The 16199-nt window shown below is 71.4% G+C and carries 10 protein-coding genes and 1 pseudogene; 3 read left to right on the top strand and 8 right to left on the bottom strand.

All coding sequences use genetic code 11. The features are described from left to right. Positions 1–8 precede the first annotated feature (8 nt). The 7 genes and pseudogenes from LJ657_RS10455 to LJ657_RS10425 form a co-directional block, all read right to left on the bottom strand. Positions 9–839 carry an HpcH/HpaI aldolase/citrate lyase family protein gene (locus tag LJ657_RS10455; RefSeq protein ID WP_232648151.1) on the bottom strand — a complete coding sequence of 277 codons (831 nt, stop codon included), beginning with the start codon at positions 837–839 and terminating at the stop codon, positions 9–11. Continuing rightward, positions 836–2026: a CaiB/BaiF CoA transferase family protein gene (locus LJ657_RS10450; RefSeq protein ID WP_232648150.1), complete on the bottom strand. Its 1191-nt coding sequence runs from the start codon at positions 2024–2026 to the stop codon at positions 836–838. The genes LJ657_RS10455 and LJ657_RS10450 overlap by 4 nt, the downstream gene beginning before the upstream one ends. Next, on the bottom strand, positions 2023–2916 hold the full coding sequence (rbsK, locus tag LJ657_RS10445; protein ID WP_232648149.1) for a ribokinase: 894 nt from the start codon (positions 2914–2916) through the stop codon (positions 2023–2025). The genes LJ657_RS10450 and rbsK overlap by 4 nt, the downstream gene beginning before the upstream one ends. Further along, positions 2913–4352 carry an ADP-ribosylglycohydrolase family protein gene (locus tag LJ657_RS10440; RefSeq protein ID WP_232648148.1) on the bottom strand — a complete coding sequence of 480 codons (1440 nt, stop codon included), beginning with the start codon at positions 4350–4352 and terminating at the stop codon, positions 2913–2915. The genes rbsK and LJ657_RS10440 overlap by 4 nt, the downstream gene beginning before the upstream one ends. Beyond that, positions 4340–5506, bottom strand: coding sequence for an ADP-ribosylglycohydrolase family protein (locus tag LJ657_RS10435; RefSeq protein WP_232648147.1), 1167 nt, complete (start codon positions 5504–5506; stop codon positions 4340–4342). The genes LJ657_RS10440 and LJ657_RS10435 overlap by 13 nt, the downstream gene beginning before the upstream one ends. 8 nt (positions 5507–5514) lie before the next feature. Then, positions 5515–6814 (bottom strand): annotated as a pseudogene (locus LJ657_RS10430) (ADP-ribosylglycohydrolase family protein). Continuing rightward, entirely contained in the window at positions 6811–7920 is a 1110-nt protein-coding gene (locus tag LJ657_RS10425) for an ADP-ribosylglycohydrolase family protein (RefSeq protein WP_232648146.1), read from the bottom strand. The pseudogene LJ657_RS10430 and the gene LJ657_RS10425 overlap by 4 nt, the downstream one beginning before the upstream one ends. A 275-nt stretch (positions 7921–8195) precedes the next feature. Here LJ657_RS10425 and LJ657_RS10420 point away from each other — a divergent pair, with 275 nt between their 5' ends. The 3 genes from LJ657_RS10420 (at position 8196) to LJ657_RS10410 (ending at position 15377) form a co-directional block, all read left to right on the top strand. After that, the gene (locus LJ657_RS10420; protein WP_232648145.1) at positions 8196–8927 is read left to right on the top strand and encodes a VIT1/CCC1 transporter family protein; all 732 of its coding nucleotides are present in this window, start codon (positions 8196–8198) and stop codon (positions 8925–8927) included. 404 nt (positions 8928–9331) lie between these two features. After that, complete coding sequence (gene gltB / locus LJ657_RS10415; protein WP_232648144.1) at positions 9332–13924, top strand: glutamate synthase large subunit; 4593 nt, start codon at positions 9332–9334, stop codon at positions 13922–13924. After that, a complete protein-coding gene (locus LJ657_RS10410; protein WP_232648143.1) occupies positions 13917–15377 on the top strand; it encodes a glutamate synthase subunit beta in 1461 nt (486 codons plus the stop codon). The genes gltB and LJ657_RS10410 overlap by 8 nt, the downstream gene beginning before the upstream one ends. Positions 15378–15502: 125 nt before the next feature. On the opposite strand, the gene LJ657_RS10405 is transcribed toward LJ657_RS10410, so the two are convergent. Then, positions 15503–16174, bottom strand: a complete 672-nt coding sequence (locus LJ657_RS10405; RefSeq protein ID WP_232648142.1) for a hypothetical protein — start codon at positions 16172–16174, stop codon at positions 15503–15505. Positions 16175–16199: the final 25 nt, after the last annotated feature.

The following is a 16199-nucleotide window of genomic DNA, read 5'->3' as shown; positions in this document are numbered from 1 at the left end:
CCTCGTCCTCAGTTCCGGCGGGCGAGCGACAGCGTGCGGCGCGCCGCCGCCACCACCGCCGCGTCGATGAACCTTCCGTCCGGCAGGGCCTGGGCGCCCTGCTGTGTCGTCGCCGCCTTGAGGATCGTCTCGGCCTCCTCGACCTCCCGCTCCGTGGGGAGGTAGGCCCGTTCGATGATGGGGAGCTGGCGGGGGTGGATGGCCGCGCGGCCCAGGAAGCCGAGGGTGCGGCCGTGCGCGCAGGAGGCCGCCAGGCCCTCCAGGTCGCGGATGTCCGGGTGGACCGACTGGGGCGAGGGTGGCAGACCCGCCGCCCGGGCGGCTACGACGATCCGGGAGCGGCACCAGTCGAGACCGGCGTCCTCGCGTACCCCCAGGTCGGCCCGTAGATCCGCTTCCCCGAGGGCGATGCCGCGCAGGGTGGGGTGGGCGGAGGCGATGGCATGGGCGTGCTCGACGGCCAGGGCGGTTTCCAGGAGGGCGTACAGAGCGGGGGCACCGGCGGTCGAGGGTGCGGAGCGTTCCGCGGTGCGGATGATCTGCTCGGGAGAGGTGACCTTCGGCAGGCGCAGACCCGAGAGCCCGGGCCGGTCGGCCACCGCGTCCAGGTCCCGGGGCGCCAGCGGGCCGTCCAGGGCGTTCACGCGGACGTGGACCGGGACCGGCTGCGGGGCGGAGAGGAGTTCGGCGGTGGCCGCGCGGGCGTACTCCTTGCGGTCCGGGGCGACCGCGTCCTCCAGGTCGATCACGACGACGTCGGCGCCGGCGGCCAGTGCCTTGGCGACCACGTGCGGGCGGTCGCCGGGGGCGTAGAGCCAGGTGAGCGGGGGCGCTGTCATACGGCGCCCTCCTCGCGCAGGGTCGTCAGCTCGGCAGGGCTCAGACCGAGACCGGTCAGGACCGCCTCCGTGTCGGCGCCGTGCGGGCGGCCCGCCCAGCGGATCGCGCCGGGGGTGGCGGAGAGGCGGAAGAGGACGTTCTGCATGCGCAGGGACCCGAGGTCCGGGTCGTCGACGGTGGTGATCGTGTCCAGGGCCGCGTACTGCGGATCGGTCATCACCTCCCGTACGTCCTGGATGGGTGCCACCGCGGCCTCGGCCTTCTCGAAGGCCGCGAGGACCTCGTCGCGGGTGCGCTCGGCGATCCAGGTGCCGACCGCCTCGTCCAGGACGTCGGCGTGCCGGGCGCGGTCGGCGCCCGTCGCGAACCACGGCTCGTCGATCAGCTCCGGGCGGCCCACCAGGCACATGACGCGTTCCGCGATGGACTGGGCGGAGGTCGAGACGGCGACCCAGGTGCCGTCGGCGGTGCGGTAGGTGTTCCGGGGCGCGTTGTTGGCGGACCGGTTGCCGGTGCGCTGCTGCACGTACCCCAGCTGGTCGTACCAGGTCGGCTGGGGGCCGAGGACGGTCAGGATCGGCTCGATGATCGCCATGTCGACGACCTGGCCCTCGCCGGTGCGGTCGCGGGCGCAGAGTGCGGTCATGACGGCGTAGGCGGTGGCCAGGCCGGCGATGGAGTCGGCGAGGCCGAAGGGCGGCAGCGTGGGGGATGCGTCCGGTTCGCCGGTGATCGCGGCGAAACCGCTCATGGCCTCGGCGAGGGTGCCGAAGCCGGGGCGGTGCGCATACGGGCCGAACTGGCCGAAGGCGGTGACCCTGGTGAGGATCAGGCGGGGGTTGGCGGCGGACAGCTCAGCCCAGCCCAGGTCCCACTTCTCCAGCGTGCCGGGACGGAAGTTCTCGATGACGACGTCGGCGGTCGCCACGAGGCGCAGCAGGGTGGAGCGGCCGCCCGGCTTCGACAGGTCGAGGGTGATGGTCTGCTTGTTGCGGCCGAGGAGCTTCCACCACAGGCCGACGCCGTCCTTCGACGGGCCGTGGCCGCGGGAGGGGTCGGGCTTCGCCGGGTGCTCGACCTTGATGACCTCCGCGCCGAAGTCGCCGAGCATCGTGGCGGCGAGCGGGCCGGCGAAGAGGGTGGCCAGGTCGAGGACGCGCAGGCCGGTGAGAGGGGCTTCGTTCATGACGTGAACTGCGCTTCGATCTCCGGGCGGCAGGGCATCGACGCCGACGCGCCGGGCCGCTGGACGGAGAGCGCCGCGGCCGCTCCCGCCCAGGCCAGCGCGGACCGCATCGGCCGCCCCTCGGCCAGGGCCACGGCGAGGGCACCGACGAAGGTGTCGCCCGCGCCCGTCGAGTCCACGGCGGTGACCTGCGGTGCGGGGACGGTGAGCGGGTCTGCGCCGCGGGCCGCGTACAGACTGCCCGCCGCGCCCAGGGTGACGACCACCTCCGGCACCTCGTCGAGCAGGGCCACGGCCGCGCTGCGCGGGTCGGTGCGGCCGGTCAGAGTGGCCGCTTCGTGCTCGTTGGGGACCAACAGGTCGGTGGCGGCGAAGAGTTCGAGCGGGAGCGGCTGAGCGGGGGCCGGGGTGAGGATCGTACGGACGCCGTGTGCGCGGGCGGCCCGCGCGCCCGCCAGCACCGCCGCGAGCGGGATCTCCAGCTGGAGGAGCAGGGCGTCTGCGGAGGCGATGAGGCCGTCGTCGCCGAGGACGAGGTGGTCGACGGTGCCGTTGGCGCCGGAGATCACCACGATCGAGTTGCCGCCTTCGTCGTCGACGACGATGTGGGCGGTGCCGGAGGGGCCTTCGACGGTGCGGAGGAGGTCGGTGTCGACGCCCGAGTCTTCCAGGGTGGAGCGGAGGCGGGTGCCGTAGGCGTCGTTGCCGACCGCGCCGATCATCGAGACGGTGGCGCCCGCGCGGGCCGCGGCGATCGCCTGGTTGGCGCCCTTGCCGCCGGGGATCGTACGGAATTCCCGTCCCGTCACGGTCTCTCCCCGCTGCGGGGCCTTCTCGACGTAGGTGACGAGGTCCATGTTCGTGCTGCCCAGTACGACGATGTGGGTCATGGGCGGGATGCCTCCCGGAGGGTGAGGTGGGCCAGGCTGTCGAAGCCGATGCCGTTGAAGTCGCCGACGGAGGTGGCCAGCCGGTTCTTGAGGGGGGTGGTCCAGCGGTCGGGGAGGGCGAGGGGGGTGCCGGCCAGGAGGGCGGCGATGCTGCCTGCTGTGGCGCCGTTGGAGTCCGTGTCCCAACCGCCCGATACGGCACGGCAGATGGAGCCGGTGAAATCGCCGTTCGCGTGGGTGAGGGCGGCGGCGATCAGGGCCGTGTTGGGGACGGCGTGGACCCAGTGGTGGGTGTCGGCGTGGGTGGCGTGGAGTTCGTCGACGACGGATTCGAAGTCGGCGTGTTCCACGGCGAGTCGGATGGCGTGGCGGATGGCCTGGGCCAGGCGGGAGTGGGGTGGGATCACCGTGAGGCCGGTGCGGAGGCAGGCATGGATGTCGTGGGTGGCGGTGGCCGCCTGCGCGATGGTGGCCGCCGTGAACATCGCCGCGTAGACGCCGTTGGCGGTGTGGGTGAGGGTGGCGTCGCGGTGGGCCTGTTCCGCCGCGGCGGCCGGGTCGCCGGGGTTGGTCCAGCCGTGGACGTCGGCTCGGATGAGGGCGCCGATCCATTCGCGGAAGGGGTTGCGGTGGCGGGCGGTGTGGGGTGGCTCCAGGCCGAGGAGGAGGTTGCGGTAGGCGATGCGTTCGGCGGTGAAGGTGCGGCCCGCCGGGAGTTCGGACAGCCAGAGGTCGGCCACGTCGGTGGGGGTGAAGTGTCTGCCGTGGCGTTGGAGCAGGAGGAGGTTGAGGAGGGGGTAGTTGAGGTCGTCGTCCTCGGGCATGCCGTCGATGTTCTCGGCGAGGGAGGTTGTTGCCGAGCGGCGGTTCCAGGGGTGTTTCGAGAGGAGTTCTTCGGGGGCGCCGTGGGCTGTGAAGTAGGTGGTCAGGGGCCAGTTTCCGGTGGCTTGCGCCAGTGCGCGGATGGCTTCCAGGGGGAGTTTTTCCACGGGTTTGCCCAGGAGGCAGCCGGTGGCTCGGCCCAGCCAGGCGGCTTCCAGGCGGGCGTGGGTGGGGGGTGCTGTCAGGGCGGGGGCGCCGGCCCGCGCTTGCGGGGTGCCGCCTCTCTTCGGGTCGGGAGCCGCCCTGGCGGCACGACTGCCCGCAGCTGGAGCCGGCCACGCCGGACAGCCGGCCTTGATACTCGCGAGGTCGGTGGGTTCCTTGTCCTCCAACCTGCTTGGCAGGTCTGCCAGTTCGTCCAGCAGGTCCTTTGCCAGCAGACGCAGATAGCGTGACGCCGGTTGCGCTGATGCGCCTGCGCGCAGGGGGGCCTCCGGGCCGCCCGCCGCTCTCCATCTCGCCGCGATCGCCGAGGGCTCGCGGCCGTCCAGGGCGGCCTGGCGCAGCTCGTGGCCGATCAGGTCCTCCGGCTGGACCCAGGTCAGTCGGAGCATCTCGGGTCTCCGATGGTCGTGAACGCCGACTCGTGGGCCCTGCGGCGGTGTACGTCCCGTTCGAAGATCTCTCGGGTCACGGCGGTGAGGGTCGTCGCCGGTTCCCACAGGTCCAGGCGGCTTGCCTCCGCCACCTGCTTCGACCAGTCCTCCGGGACCGGGGAGCCCAGGGCCCCCGCGAGCGCGCCGGCCATCGTCGCGATCGAGTCGCAGTCGCGGCCGTAGTTCACCGCGCCCAGGACGGCGTGGCGGTAGTCGCCGTGGGACACCAGCAACATGCCCAGGGCGATGGGGAGTTCCTCGATCGAGTGGAGGCGCGACGGGCGGCGGGCCCCGAGGGAAGGGGCGCGGTAGTCCGGGCCCACCGTGTCGTAGGGGGCGACTGCCTCCCGCAGTGGGATCAGGGCGGATTCGAAGTCCGTGTGGCGGGACGCCACTTCGCAGACCTTCTCGATCGCGGTACGGGTGCCGTCCTTCGCGAGGGAGAGGGCCGTGCTGACGATCGAGTCCGGGGTCGCTCCCGGGGCGGCGGCCGCGGCCACCGCCGCCGCGAGGACGCCTGCCGCCTCGCGGCCGTACGACGACTGGTGGGCGCCCGCGATGTCGATCGCCTCGGTATAGGCGGCCGTGGGGTTCGCCGCGTTCACCAGGCCCGCCGGAGCCATGTACATCGCCGCGCCGCAGTTGACGATGTTCCCGACGCCGGCCTCGCGGGGGTCGACATGGCCGTAGTGGAGGCGGGCCACCAGCCATTTCTCCGCCAGGAAGACGCGGTGCAGCGGGAGGGCTTCCTGCTGAAGTTCCGGGATCCAGCGTGGGTTCGTCATCAGGTCGGGGACCAGGTGGTCCGCGATCGCGTACGCGTCGAGGTGGTCGCGGACCTGCGCGTAGACCCGGATCAGGGCGTGCGTCATCAAGGTGTCGTCGGTGACGTGGCCGTCGCCCTTGTGGTACGGCGCGATGGGGCGGGCCGTGCGCCAGGCCTCGCCGTTCCAGGGGCCGACGATGCCGTGGACGCGGCCGCTGTGGCGTTCGAGGATCTGGTCGGGGGAGTAGCCCTCGACGGGGCCGCCGAGGGCGTCGCCCACCGCCGCGCCCACGAGGGCCCCGGTGATCCGGTCCTCCAGGCTGGTTTTGGGGTTTTTGGGCCTCATGGCCCGAATCATCCTCCTGGTGGGGCCGGTTGTGTGGCTTCCAGGAGTTCGGCGAGTTCCACCAGGTCGGTGCCGGTGAGGCGGGGGAGTGCGCAGCCGGAGAGGGTACGGCAGGCTTCCCGCCAGGACGGCGGGATCGACGCGGCGCCGCCCAGCGCGCCGGTCAGGGCGCCGGCGAGCGCCGGGGCCGAGTCGGCGACCCGGGAGAGACAGGCCGCGGCCGGTACCGCTTCGGCGATACGGCCGTTCGACGCGGCGGTGAGGGCCAGGGCCACCGGGACCGTTTCGGCTGCGGCGATGCCGTAGCTGTAGACGTGGTCGACGATCTGGTGTTCCAGCAGGGGGATCAGGGTGAAGGCGGTCTCGGCGCCGGCGGCCAGCTTGAGGGCGTGGCGGGCGTTGCGGCCGATCTCCGTGGTCTCGGGGAGTTCGGTGAGGGCGGCATTCACGCAGGTCTCGGCGTCCGCGCCGGCCAGGGCCAGTGCGAGTGCCGCCGCCATCGCCCGGGCACCGTGCACTCCGTCGCCGTCCTGGGTGTAGCGGGCGTCGAACTCGGCCAGGTCGGCGGCGAGTCGGGGGGGCGCCGGGGTGGGCCACGGCGAGCACGCAGGCCCGTACGCAGGCCGCGTCGTCGAAGTAGTGGGGGTTGTCGTGGCCGGTGGCGGGCGGACGCAGGCCGGTGGCGAGGTTGCCGAGGCCGGCGCGGACGGAGATACGGGCGCGGAGGGGGAGGACGGCGGACTCGATCTCGGGTGCGCGGTTCGCCGCGGCGGCGACTTCGGCGGCCACGGCGTTCCAGGTGAGGTCGATCGCGGCTCGGGTACGGCGTTCGCGGGGGAGGTCGCCGAGGGCGGTGTCGTCGCCGGCGCGGAGGAGTGCCTCTGCGGCGAAGGCCGCCCACTCGGCGTCGTCGGAAGGGCCGAGGCGGAGGGGTTCGGGGGGTTGGTTCAAGGCGATGGGGACGGGGAGGGTGGTGGTGGCGTTCTGTTCGGCGAAGGTGTCGAGTTCACGGGTGAGGCGGCGTGTCCACTCGGGCATACGGGCTGCGCGGTGGCGGGCGGCGGGCCAGCCGGCGGCGTCGCCTGCGGCCAGGCCGAGCAGGAGCCCGACGGTTCTTCCGGCCTTGGTGGGGCCCTGCGGGCGTCTGGCGTGGCCGACCGCCTCGGCTTCGCCTTTGGCGGGTTCGTGCCCACCCGCACCAACCGTTTCCCTCTCGTTGTCGGGTGCGGGTGGGGTGTTCTCGCCGTCGGCGGCCGCGATGTCGTTCGGTTCCGTCGTTCCCCTGTCCCAGGGGGCGGGCGGGCTCATCGGGACGGCTCCGGCTCGTCGTTCGTGGACAGGGTGAAGGCGGTTGGGTCCGGCAGGGGGGAGTCCTCGCGTACGAGCATGTTCGGTGCGAGTTCCGGTGCGGCCATGCCCCCGCCCGGCACCAGCAGGTCCGCCACGTCCAGCACGTGATGGCCCGCCATGGCCGGCAGGCAACTGCCCCGAGCCGGGCCGATTGCCGAACCCCACTCCGCCGGGATCGCCGAGATCCCCTGGGTGGCGCCTGCCAGTGCGCCCGCCACCGCTGCCGTCGTGTCCGCGTCCCGGCCCATGTTGACCGCCGTGAGGACCGCGTCGCGGAAGTCGCCGTCGGCCGCCGCGTACGCGCCGAACGCCAGGGCTACCGCCTCCGGCGCCAGGTCGGTCCAGGGGTAGCCGCCGATCACGACCGCCGAGCGGACCGCCCGTTCGCCGCGGTGGGCCACTGCCACGGCCCGGCGCAGCGAGCGGGCCGTCCAGGAGTCGTCCGGGACGACGGCCAGTGCGGAGGCCACGACCGCGACCGTCGGTGCGCCCGCCATCGCCGCCGCCACGCCCGCCGCGACCGCCTGGCCGCCGTAGATGCCCTCGCCGTCGTGGCTCACCGACCCGTCGACGGCCGCCAGCCGGGCCGCCTCGGCGGGGCGGCCCGCGGCGAAGACGCCGAAGGGGGCCGCGCGCATGGCCAGGCCGTCGCTCCAGGCGTGGCGGTGCTGGGCCGAGATGGGGGCGGCGAGGCCACGGCGGAGGTTCTCCAGGGTGCCGCGTTCGCTGAAGCCGGCGCCCCGGAACGGGCCCTCGTCGCGGTCCGCGATCCACTCGTGCCAGGCCGCCTCCACATGCGAGGGGGTGAGTGCCGAGCCGTGCCGGGCCAGCAGCAGACCGGAGAAGATCGCGTACTCCGTGTCGTCCGTACCCGCCGGGTTCTGGGAGACGTAACCCGTGATGCGGCCCCAGCGGGCTCGGATCTCCGACGGTTTCAGGTTTTCCGCCGGGGCCCCCAGGGCGTCGCCGACGGCCAGGCCGAGCAGCGCGCCGCGGGCCCGCTCGCGGAGGCCGGTGGCGTTCCCGGGCGACGGGACCGAGGGAATGCAGGCGATGGATGCCATACGCGGCCTCTCCGGGAGGGGGCTCGCACAGGGCGCGAACCCTTTGCCCATGTGTCCCACCGTCGGCGGTTGCCCCGAGCCTCGGAGGCAGCCATGTCACCCGGTCGACATCTGTGCAGACCTTCGCACGAGTGAGCAGAGAGAGGTAAAGCTGCAGGTTAGCCGAGCCTTTCCTTGCTGGCGGGAGGGGAATTCGGGGCGTAGGTTTCCTGTTGTCGAAGAGTAGAACTTGTCCAAAGTTAGCTTTGGCTTAGCTTCCCTGGGGGACCCCCGCGATGGCGATCATCGAGACCGAGGCCGCGCTGCACGTGGCGCACCGCGACAACCACACGCACCGGGACGTGAACGGCGGCTGGCTGCGGCCCGCGGTTTTCGGTGCGATGGACGGGCTGGTCTCCAACCTCGCGCTGATGACCGGGGTTGCGGGCGGGGCCGTGGGTCAGCAGACCATCGTGCTGACCGGGCTCGCGGGCCTCGCCGCCGGTGCCTTCTCCATGGCCGCCGGGGAGTACACCTCCGTCGCCTCGCAGCGTGAGCTCGTCGAGGCCGAGCTGGATGTGGAGCGGGCCGAGCTGAAGAAGCACCCGGCGGACGAGGAGGCCGAACTCGCGGCGCTCTACGAGGCCCGCGGCGTCGAACCCGAGCTGGCGCGTGAGGTGGCCCGCCAGCTGTCGAAGGATCCCGAGCAGGCCCTGGAGATACACGCCCGCGAGGAGCTCGGCATCGACCCCGGGGACCTGCCGTCGCCCCTGGTCGCAGCCGTGTCGTCGTTCGGCTCCTTCGCGCTGGGCGCCCTGCTGCCCGTACTGCCGTATCTGCTCGGTGCCACCACCCTGTGGCCGGCGCTGCTCCTCGCGTTCTTCGGGCTGTTCGCGTGTGGTGCCGTGGTGGCCAGGGTGACCGCGCGGACCTGGTGGTTCAGCGGGTTCAGGCAGCTTGCTCTGGGTGCTGCGGCAGCCGGTGTGACGTACGCCCTGGGCATCCTGTTCGGAACGGCCGTAGGATAGTGCGGCTACAAGTTATGCGTTGGGCCGCATAAGTAGCCGTTACTCGCTGGTTTCGAATGCTTAACCACCGGGCATGAGCCGTAAGCGCTGTGGGCAATGAGGCTTGCCGCGCACCCGCGGGAAGGGCGACGCAGTCCTCCCCGTCTTTCGGGCCGATGGACACCGATCTGTCTCGTTCGGTCCCCAATAGCTTCCACCGCAGGCGCGGCACCCGCGCTGCAGCCGCGCGGTGTCCGCATGCTGGAACGGATTGTCCCGGTTCCCGAGAACCGCTCCATCATGTAACCTGCACGAAATTTTGCACTCCGCAGAGGGCCAACGTCGTCCCTCGGCAATCTGCTCCCCCAGAGCCTCAAGAGCCTGGGAGGGGCCCCCAGCCACTTGAGACGACGACGGGAGAGCCGATGCGTACGCCGCGCCAGCCGTCCCAGCATTCCGCGAATGGCCAGAACTGGTCCTTCATGGATGCTCGCCCTGCTGCGCAGGGTATGTACGACCCCCGCAACGAACGCGACGCGTGCGGCGTCGGCTTCGTGGCGACCCTCACCGGCGAGGCGTCCCACACACTGGTCGAGCAGGCCCTGACGGTGCTGCGCAACCTCGAACACCGCGGCGCCACCGGCTCCGAGCCCGACTCGGGTGACGGCGCCGGCATCCTCTCCCAGGTTCCCGACACCTTCTTCCGTGAGGTGGCCGGATTCGAGCTGCCCGCGGCCGGTGCGTACGCCGTCGGTATCGCCTTCCTGCCGGAGGACGGGACGACCGAGGCCGTCTCACAGATCGAGACGATCGCCGCCGACGAGGGCCTCACCGTCCTCGGCTGGCGCGAGGTCCCGGTCGCGCCCGAGCTGCTCGGCGCCACCGCCCGTTCGACGATGCCCGCCTTCCGGCAAATCTTCGTCACCGACAACGCCTCGGAGGGCATCGCCCTCGACCGCAAGGCCTTTGTGCTGCGCAAGCGCGCCGAGCGTGAGGCCGGTGTCTACTTCCCGTCGCTCTCCGCTCGCACGATCGTCTACAAGGGCATGCTGACCACCGGCCAGCTGGAGCCCTTCTTCCCGGACCTCTCCGACCGCCGCTTCGGCTCGGCCGTCGCCCTGGTCCACTCGCGCTTCTCCACGAACACCTTCCCGTCGTGGCCGCTCGCGCACCCGTACCGCTTCGTCGCGCACAACGGTGAGATCAACACCGTCAAGGGCAACCGCAACTGGATGGTCGCCCGCGAGTCGCAGCTGGTCTCGGACCTGTTCGGGGACAAGGGCCTGGAGCGGGTCTTCCCGATCTGCACGCCCGACGCCTCCGACTCCGCGTCCTTCGACGAGGTGCTCGAACTCCTGCACCTGGGCGGGCGTTCGCTGCCGCACTCCGTGCTGATGATGATCCCGGAGGCGTGGGAGAACCACGACTCCATGGACCCGGCCCGCCGCGCCTTCTACAACTTCCACTCCACGATGATGGAGCCCTGGGACGGCCCGGCCTGCGTCACCTTCACCGACGGCAAGCAGGTCGGCGCGGTCCTCGACCGCAACGGCCTCCGCCCCGGCCGCTACTGGGTCACCGACGACGGCCTGGTCGTCCTCGGCTCCGAGGTCGGCGTCCTCGACATCGACCCCGCCAAGGTCGTCCGCAAGGGCCGCCTGCAGCCCGGCAAGATGTTCCTCGTCGACACGGTCGAGCACCGCATCATCGAGGACGACGAGATCAAGGCGACCCTCGCCGCCGAGCTGCCGTACGCCGAGTGGATAGAGGCCGGCGAGATCGAGCTGGGCGACCTGCCCGAGCGCGAGCACATCGTCCACACCCACGCCTCGGTCACCCGCCGCCAGCAGACCTTCGGTTACACCGAGGAGGAGCTGCGCGTCATCCTCGCGCCGATGGCCAAGGCCGGTGCCGAGCCGATCGGTTCGATGGGTACGGACAGCCCGATCGCCGCGCTCTCCGAGCGTCCGCGGCTGCTCTTCGACTACTTCACCCAGCTGTTCGCGCAGGTCACCAACCCGCCGCTGGACGCGATCCGCGAGGAGCTCGTCACCTCGCTGCGCAGCTCCCTCGGTCCGCAGGGCAACCTGCTCGACCCGACGGCCGCCTCCTGTCGCAGCGTCGTCCTGCCCTTCCCGGTGATCGACAACGACGAGCTGGCCAAGCTCATCCACATCAACGCCGACGGCGACATGCCCGGCTTCAAGGCCGCGACCCTCTCCGGCCTGTACCGGGTCTCCGGCGGCGGCGACTCCCTCTCCGCGCGCATCGAGGAGATCTGCGCCGAGGCCGACGCGGCCATCGAGAACGGCGCCCGGCTGATCGTCCTGTCGGACCGTCACTCTGACGCCGAGCACGCGCCGATCCCCTCGCTGCTGCTCACCGCGGCCGTCCACCACCACCTCATCCGCACCAAGCAGCGCACCCAGGTGGGCCTGCTGGTCGAGGCCGGCGACGTCCGCGAGGTCCACCACGTCGCGCTGCTCATCGGCTTCGGCGCCGCGGCCGTCAACCCGTACCTGGCCATGGAGTCCGTCGAGGACCTGGTCCGCGCGGGCACCTTCCTGACGGACATAGAGGCCGAGCAGGCCATCCGCAACCTGATCTACGCCCTCGGCAAGGGTGTTCTGAAGGTCATGTCCAAGATGGGCATCTCGACCGTCGCCTCCTACCGCGGCGCCCAGGTCTTCGAGGCCGTCGGCCTCGACGACGCCTTCGTCGAGAAGTACTTCAACGGTACGGCCACCAAGATCGGCGGCGTCGGCATCGACGTCATCGCCAAGGAGGTCGCCGCCCGTCACGCGAAGGCGTACCCGGCGAGCGGCATCGCTCCGGCCCACCGCGCGCTCGACATCGGCGGCGAGTACCAGTGGCGTCGCGAGGGCGAGCCGCACCTGTTCGACCCGGAGACGGTCTTCCGCCTCCAGCACTCCACGCGCACCGGCCGCTACGACGTCTTCAAGAAGTACACCGAGCGCGTCAACGAGCAGTCCGAGCGGCTGATGACGCTCCGCGGCCTCTTCGGCTTCAAGTCGGACCGGCCCTCGATCTCCATCGACGAGGTCGAGCCGGTCTCCGAGATCGTCAAGCGCTTCTCCACCGGCGCCATGTCGTACGGCTCCATCTCGCGAGAGGCGCACGAGACGCTCGCCATCGCCATGAACCAGCTGGGCGGCAAGTCCAACACCGGTGAGGGCGGCGAGGACCCGGACCGTCTCTACGACCCGGCCCGGCGCAGCGCCATCAAGCAGGTGGCCTCCGGCCGCTTCGGTGTGACCTCCGAGTACCTGGTCAACGCGGACGACATCCAGATCAAGATGGCCCAGGGCGCCAAGCCCGGCGAGGGCGGCCAGCTGCCCGGCCACAAGGTGTACCCCTGGGTCGCCAAGACCCGGCACAGCACCCCGGGTGTCGGTCTGATCTCCCCGCCGCCGCACCACGACATCTACTCCATCGAGGACCTGGCGCAGCTGATCCACGACCTGAAGAACGCGAACCCGCAGGCGCGGATTCACGTCAAGCTGGTCTCCGAGGTCGGCGTCGGCACGGTCGCGGCGGGTGTGTCCAAGGCGCACGCGGACGTCGTCCTCATCTCCGGCCACGACGGTGGTACGGGTGCCTCCCCGCTGACGTCGCTCAAGCACGCCGGTGGGCCCTGGGAGCTCGGGCTCGCCGAGACCCAGCAGACGCTGCTGCTCAACGGCCTGCGCGACCGCATCGTCGTCCAGACCGACGGTCAGCTCAAGACCGGTCGTGACGTCGTCATCGCCGCGCTGCTCGGCGCCGAGGAGTTCGGTTTCGCGACCGCGCCGCTCGTCGTCTCCGGCTGCGTCATGATGCGCGTCTGCCACCTGGACACCTGCCCGGTCGGTATCGCCACCCAGAACCCGACCCTGCGGGACCGGTTCTCCGGCAAGGCCGAGTACGTCGTCAACTTCTTCCAGTACATCGCCGAAGAGGTCCGCGAGATCCTCGCCGAGCTGGGCTTCCGCACCATCGAGGAGGCCGTCGGTCACGCCGAGGCGCTCGACGTCACCCGTGCCGTCGACCACTGGAAGGCGCAGGGCCTCAACCTGGAGCCGCTGTTCCACGTGCCGGCGCTGGCCGAGGGCGCGGTGCGCCACCAGGTCATCGAGCAGGACCACGGCCTGGAGAAGGCGCTCGACAACGAGCTGATCAAGCTCGCCGCCGACGCCCTGGCCGCGTCCAGCGCCACCGACGCCCAGCCGGTGCGCGCCCAGGTCGCGATCCGAAACATCAACCGCACGGTCGGCACCATGCTCGGCCACGAGGTGACCAAGAAGTTCGGCGGCGCGGGCCTGCCCGACGACACCATCGACATCACCTTCACCGGCTCCGCGGGCCAGTCCTTCGGTGCCTTCCTGCCGCGCGGTGTCACGCTGCGCCTGGAGGGCGACGCCAACGACTACGTCGGCAAGGGCCTCTCCGGCGGCCGTGTGATCGTCCGCCCGGACCGGGGCGCCGACCACCTCGCCGAGTACTCGACGATCGCGGGCAACACCATCGCCTACGGCGCGACCGGCGGCGAGCTGTACCTGCGCGGTCGTACGGGCGAGCGGTTCTGTGTCCGCAACTCCGGTGCCACGGTCGTCTCCGAGGGCGTGGGCGACCACGGCTGCGAGTACATGACCGGCGGTCGCGCCGTGGTGCTCGGTGAGACGGGCCGCAACTTCGCGGCCGGCATGTCGGGCGGCATCGCGTACGTGATCGACCTGAACGTCGACAACGTCAACGTCGGCAACGTCAGCGCCGTCGAGGCCCTCGACGACACCGACAGGCAGTGGCTGCACGAAGCGGTGCGCCGCCACCAGGAGGAGACCGGTTCCACGGTCGCCGAGAAGCTGCTGGCCGAGTGGGACACCGCGGTCGAGCGCTTCAGCAAGATCATCCCCAGCACGTACAAGGCAGTGCTCGCCGCCAAGGACGCCGCCGAGCAGGCGGGACTCTCCGAGTCCGAGATCACCGAGAAGATGATGGAGGCGGCGATCAATGGCTGACCCGAAGGGCTTCCTGAACCACGGCCGTGAGGTCGCCAAGTCCCGCCCGGTCGAGGTGCGTCTGAAGGACTGGAACGAGGTCTACGTCCCCGGCTCCCTGCTGCCGATCATCAGCAAGCAGGCCAGCCGCTGCATGGACTGCGGCATCCCGTTCTGCCACAACGGCTGTCCGCTGGGCAACCTCATCCCCGAGTGGAACGACTACGCCTACCGCGAGGACTGGTCGGCCGCGTCGGAGCGCCTGCACGCGACGAACAACTTCCCGGAGTTCACCGGCCGGCTGTGCCCCGCTCCGTGCGAGTCGGCGTGTGTGCTGGGCATCAACCAGCCGCCGGTGACCATCAAGAACGTCGAGGTCTCGATCATCGACAAGGCGTGGGAGACCGGTGACGTCGCCCCGCAGATCCCCGAGCGCCTCTCGGGCAAGACGGTCGCCGTCATCGGCTCGGGCCCCGCGGGCCTGGCTGCCGCCCAGCAGTTGACCCGGGCCGGTCACACCGTCGCCGTCTACGAGCGCGCGGACCGCATCGGAGGCCTTCTCCGGTACGGCATCCCCGAGTTCAAGATGGAGAAGCGGCACATCAACCGCCGTATCGAGCAGATGCGCGCGGAGGGCACCCGCTTCCGTACCGGTATCGAGATCGGCCGCGACCTCAAGGCGACCGACCTGAAGAAGCGGTACGACGCGGTCGTCATCGCCGCCGGTGCGACGACCGCCCGTGACCTCCCGGTCCCCGGCCGCGAGCTCAAGGGCATCTACCAGGCGATGGAGTACCTGCCCCTGTCGAACAAGGTCCAGGAGGGCGACTACGTCACCTCCCCGATCTCGGCCGAGGGCAAGCACGTCGTGGTGATCGGCGGCGGCGACACCGGCGCGGACTGCGTGGGCACCGCCCACCGCCAGGGCGCGGCCTCCGTCACGCAGCTGGAGATCATGCCCCGCCCGGGTGAGGACCGCGCGCCGCACCAGCCCTGGCCGACCTTCCCGATGCTCTACAAGGTCACCTCGGCGCACGAGGAGGGCGGTGAGCGGGTCTACTCCGTCTCCACCACCCACTTCGAGGGCGACGAGGACGGCAACGTCCAGTGGCTGCACCTCGTCGAGGTCGAGTTCGTCGACGGCAAGCTGACCCAGAAGCCGGGCACGGAGCGCAAGATCCCCGCCCAGCTGGTCACCCTGGCCATGGGCTTCACCGGCACCGACCGCGACAACGGCCTGGTCGAGCAGTTCGGCCTGGACCTCGACGAGCGCGGCAACATCGCCCGCGACGCCGACTTCCAGACCAACGTCTCCGGCATCTTCGTCGCCGGTGACGCGGGCCGCGGCCAGTCGCTCATCGTGTGGGCGATCGCGGAGGGCCGCTCGGCCGCCCGCGGCACGGACCGCTTCCTGACGGGCGTCAGCGAGCTGCCGGCCCCGATCCGCCCGACGGACCGGTCCCTGATGGTCTGACGCCACGTCAGGAACAACAACAGACGTCCCGTACAACGGCGTACGGAACACTGACGGCGCCTGCCCGACTGTCCCCGACCGGACGCCCGGGCAGGCGCCGTCGCATGTCCGGCCGCCGGCCGGGCCTACTCGTACCAGACCCCGTGCAGCGGGCCGCGCTCGGTGACGGCCCGTGCCCCGGCCGGTACGACGGCCCTGCTCCGGTCACCGCGGACGTGCTGGTGGAGCGTGGGCGTGGGCAGCCCGACGGTCTGGATCCAGCCCTTGCCGTGCACATGGCCCGCCGCGATCAGTTCCTCCGCCTGACCTGCCGGAGCCAGGTCCTTGCTGTACATCTGACTGATCGTCCGGTTGTCGTCGGCATAGGCGAAGCGTGCCGCGTACGCATACCGGTCGTCGTTCAGCCAGACGTACAGCACGACGGGCTTGTCCAGCACCGACCGGAACCATCGCGCCGACCGGTCGGCCAGCTCATCGACCGTGCCGGTGGCCTCCAGTGCCCAGGTGGAGGGGCGGTCGGTCAGGATGAACAGCTGGTTGTGCAGACGGTCACCGCGGACGCGGCCGCCGTAGAAGTGCACACCGACGTCGATCAGATGGCGTCGGGCCCCGGGGTCGCCGAAGGACAGGCAGGCGACCAGCGCATCGTCGGTCCGGTCGAGCCAGCCGTCGACACGGGCCTCGGCCCAACCGGCGGTGCGCTCGCGCAGCGCGGCCGCGAAGGCGCGGTCGTCGTCGGTCAACTCGAGTTCTTCGTCGTCCTCCGGTTCGATGACGAACCACGGATGCTCAGGCATGGCCGGAAGCGTACGGTCCGCCCCG

The sequence above is a fragment of the Streptomyces guryensis genome, from assembly GCF_021261325.1.
Lineage (GTDB): Bacteria > Actinomycetota > Actinomycetes > Streptomycetales > Streptomycetaceae > Streptomyces > Streptomyces guryensis.
Note: the sequence above shows the minus strand (reverse complement) of the source record. Positions and strands in the feature narration are given on the sequence as shown.

What these genes read in the sequence shown, in the direction of transcription:
- LJ657_RS10455 (WP_232648151.1), bottom strand. Translation starts at nt 839, where the DNA reads ATGACAGCGCCCCCGCTCACCTGGCTCTACGCCCCCGGCGACCGCCCG.
- LJ657_RS10450 (WP_232648150.1), bottom strand. Translation starts at nt 2,026, where the DNA reads ATGAACGAAGCCCCTCTCACCGGCCTGCGCGTCCTCGACCTGGCCACC.
- rbsK (WP_232648149.1), bottom strand. Translation starts at nt 2,916, where the DNA reads ATGACCCACATCGTCGTACTGGGCAGCACGAACATGGACCTCGTCACC.
- LJ657_RS10440 (WP_232648148.1), bottom strand. Translation starts at nt 4,352, where the DNA reads ATGCTCCGACTGACCTGGGTCCAGCCGGAGGACCTGATCGGCCACGAG.
- LJ657_RS10435 (WP_232648147.1), bottom strand. Translation starts at nt 5,506, where the DNA reads ATGAGGCCCAAAAACCCCAAAACCAGCCTGGAGGACCGGATCACCGGG.
- LJ657_RS10425 (WP_232648146.1), bottom strand. Translation starts at nt 7,920, where the DNA reads ATGGCATCCATCGCCTGCATTCCCTCGGTCCCGTCGCCCGGGAACGCC.
- LJ657_RS10420 (WP_232648145.1), top strand. Translation starts at nt 8,196, where the DNA reads ATGGCGATCATCGAGACCGAGGCCGCGCTGCACGTGGCGCACCGCGAC.
- gltB (WP_232648144.1), top strand. Translation starts at nt 9,332, where the DNA reads ATGCGTACGCCGCGCCAGCCGTCCCAGCATTCCGCGAATGGCCAGAAC.
- LJ657_RS10410 (WP_232648143.1), top strand. Translation starts at nt 13,917, where the DNA reads ATGGCTGACCCGAAGGGCTTCCTGAACCACGGCCGTGAGGTCGCCAAG.
- LJ657_RS10405 (WP_232648142.1), bottom strand. Translation starts at nt 16,174, where the DNA reads ATGCCTGAGCATCCGTGGTTCGTCATCGAACCGGAGGACGACGAAGAA.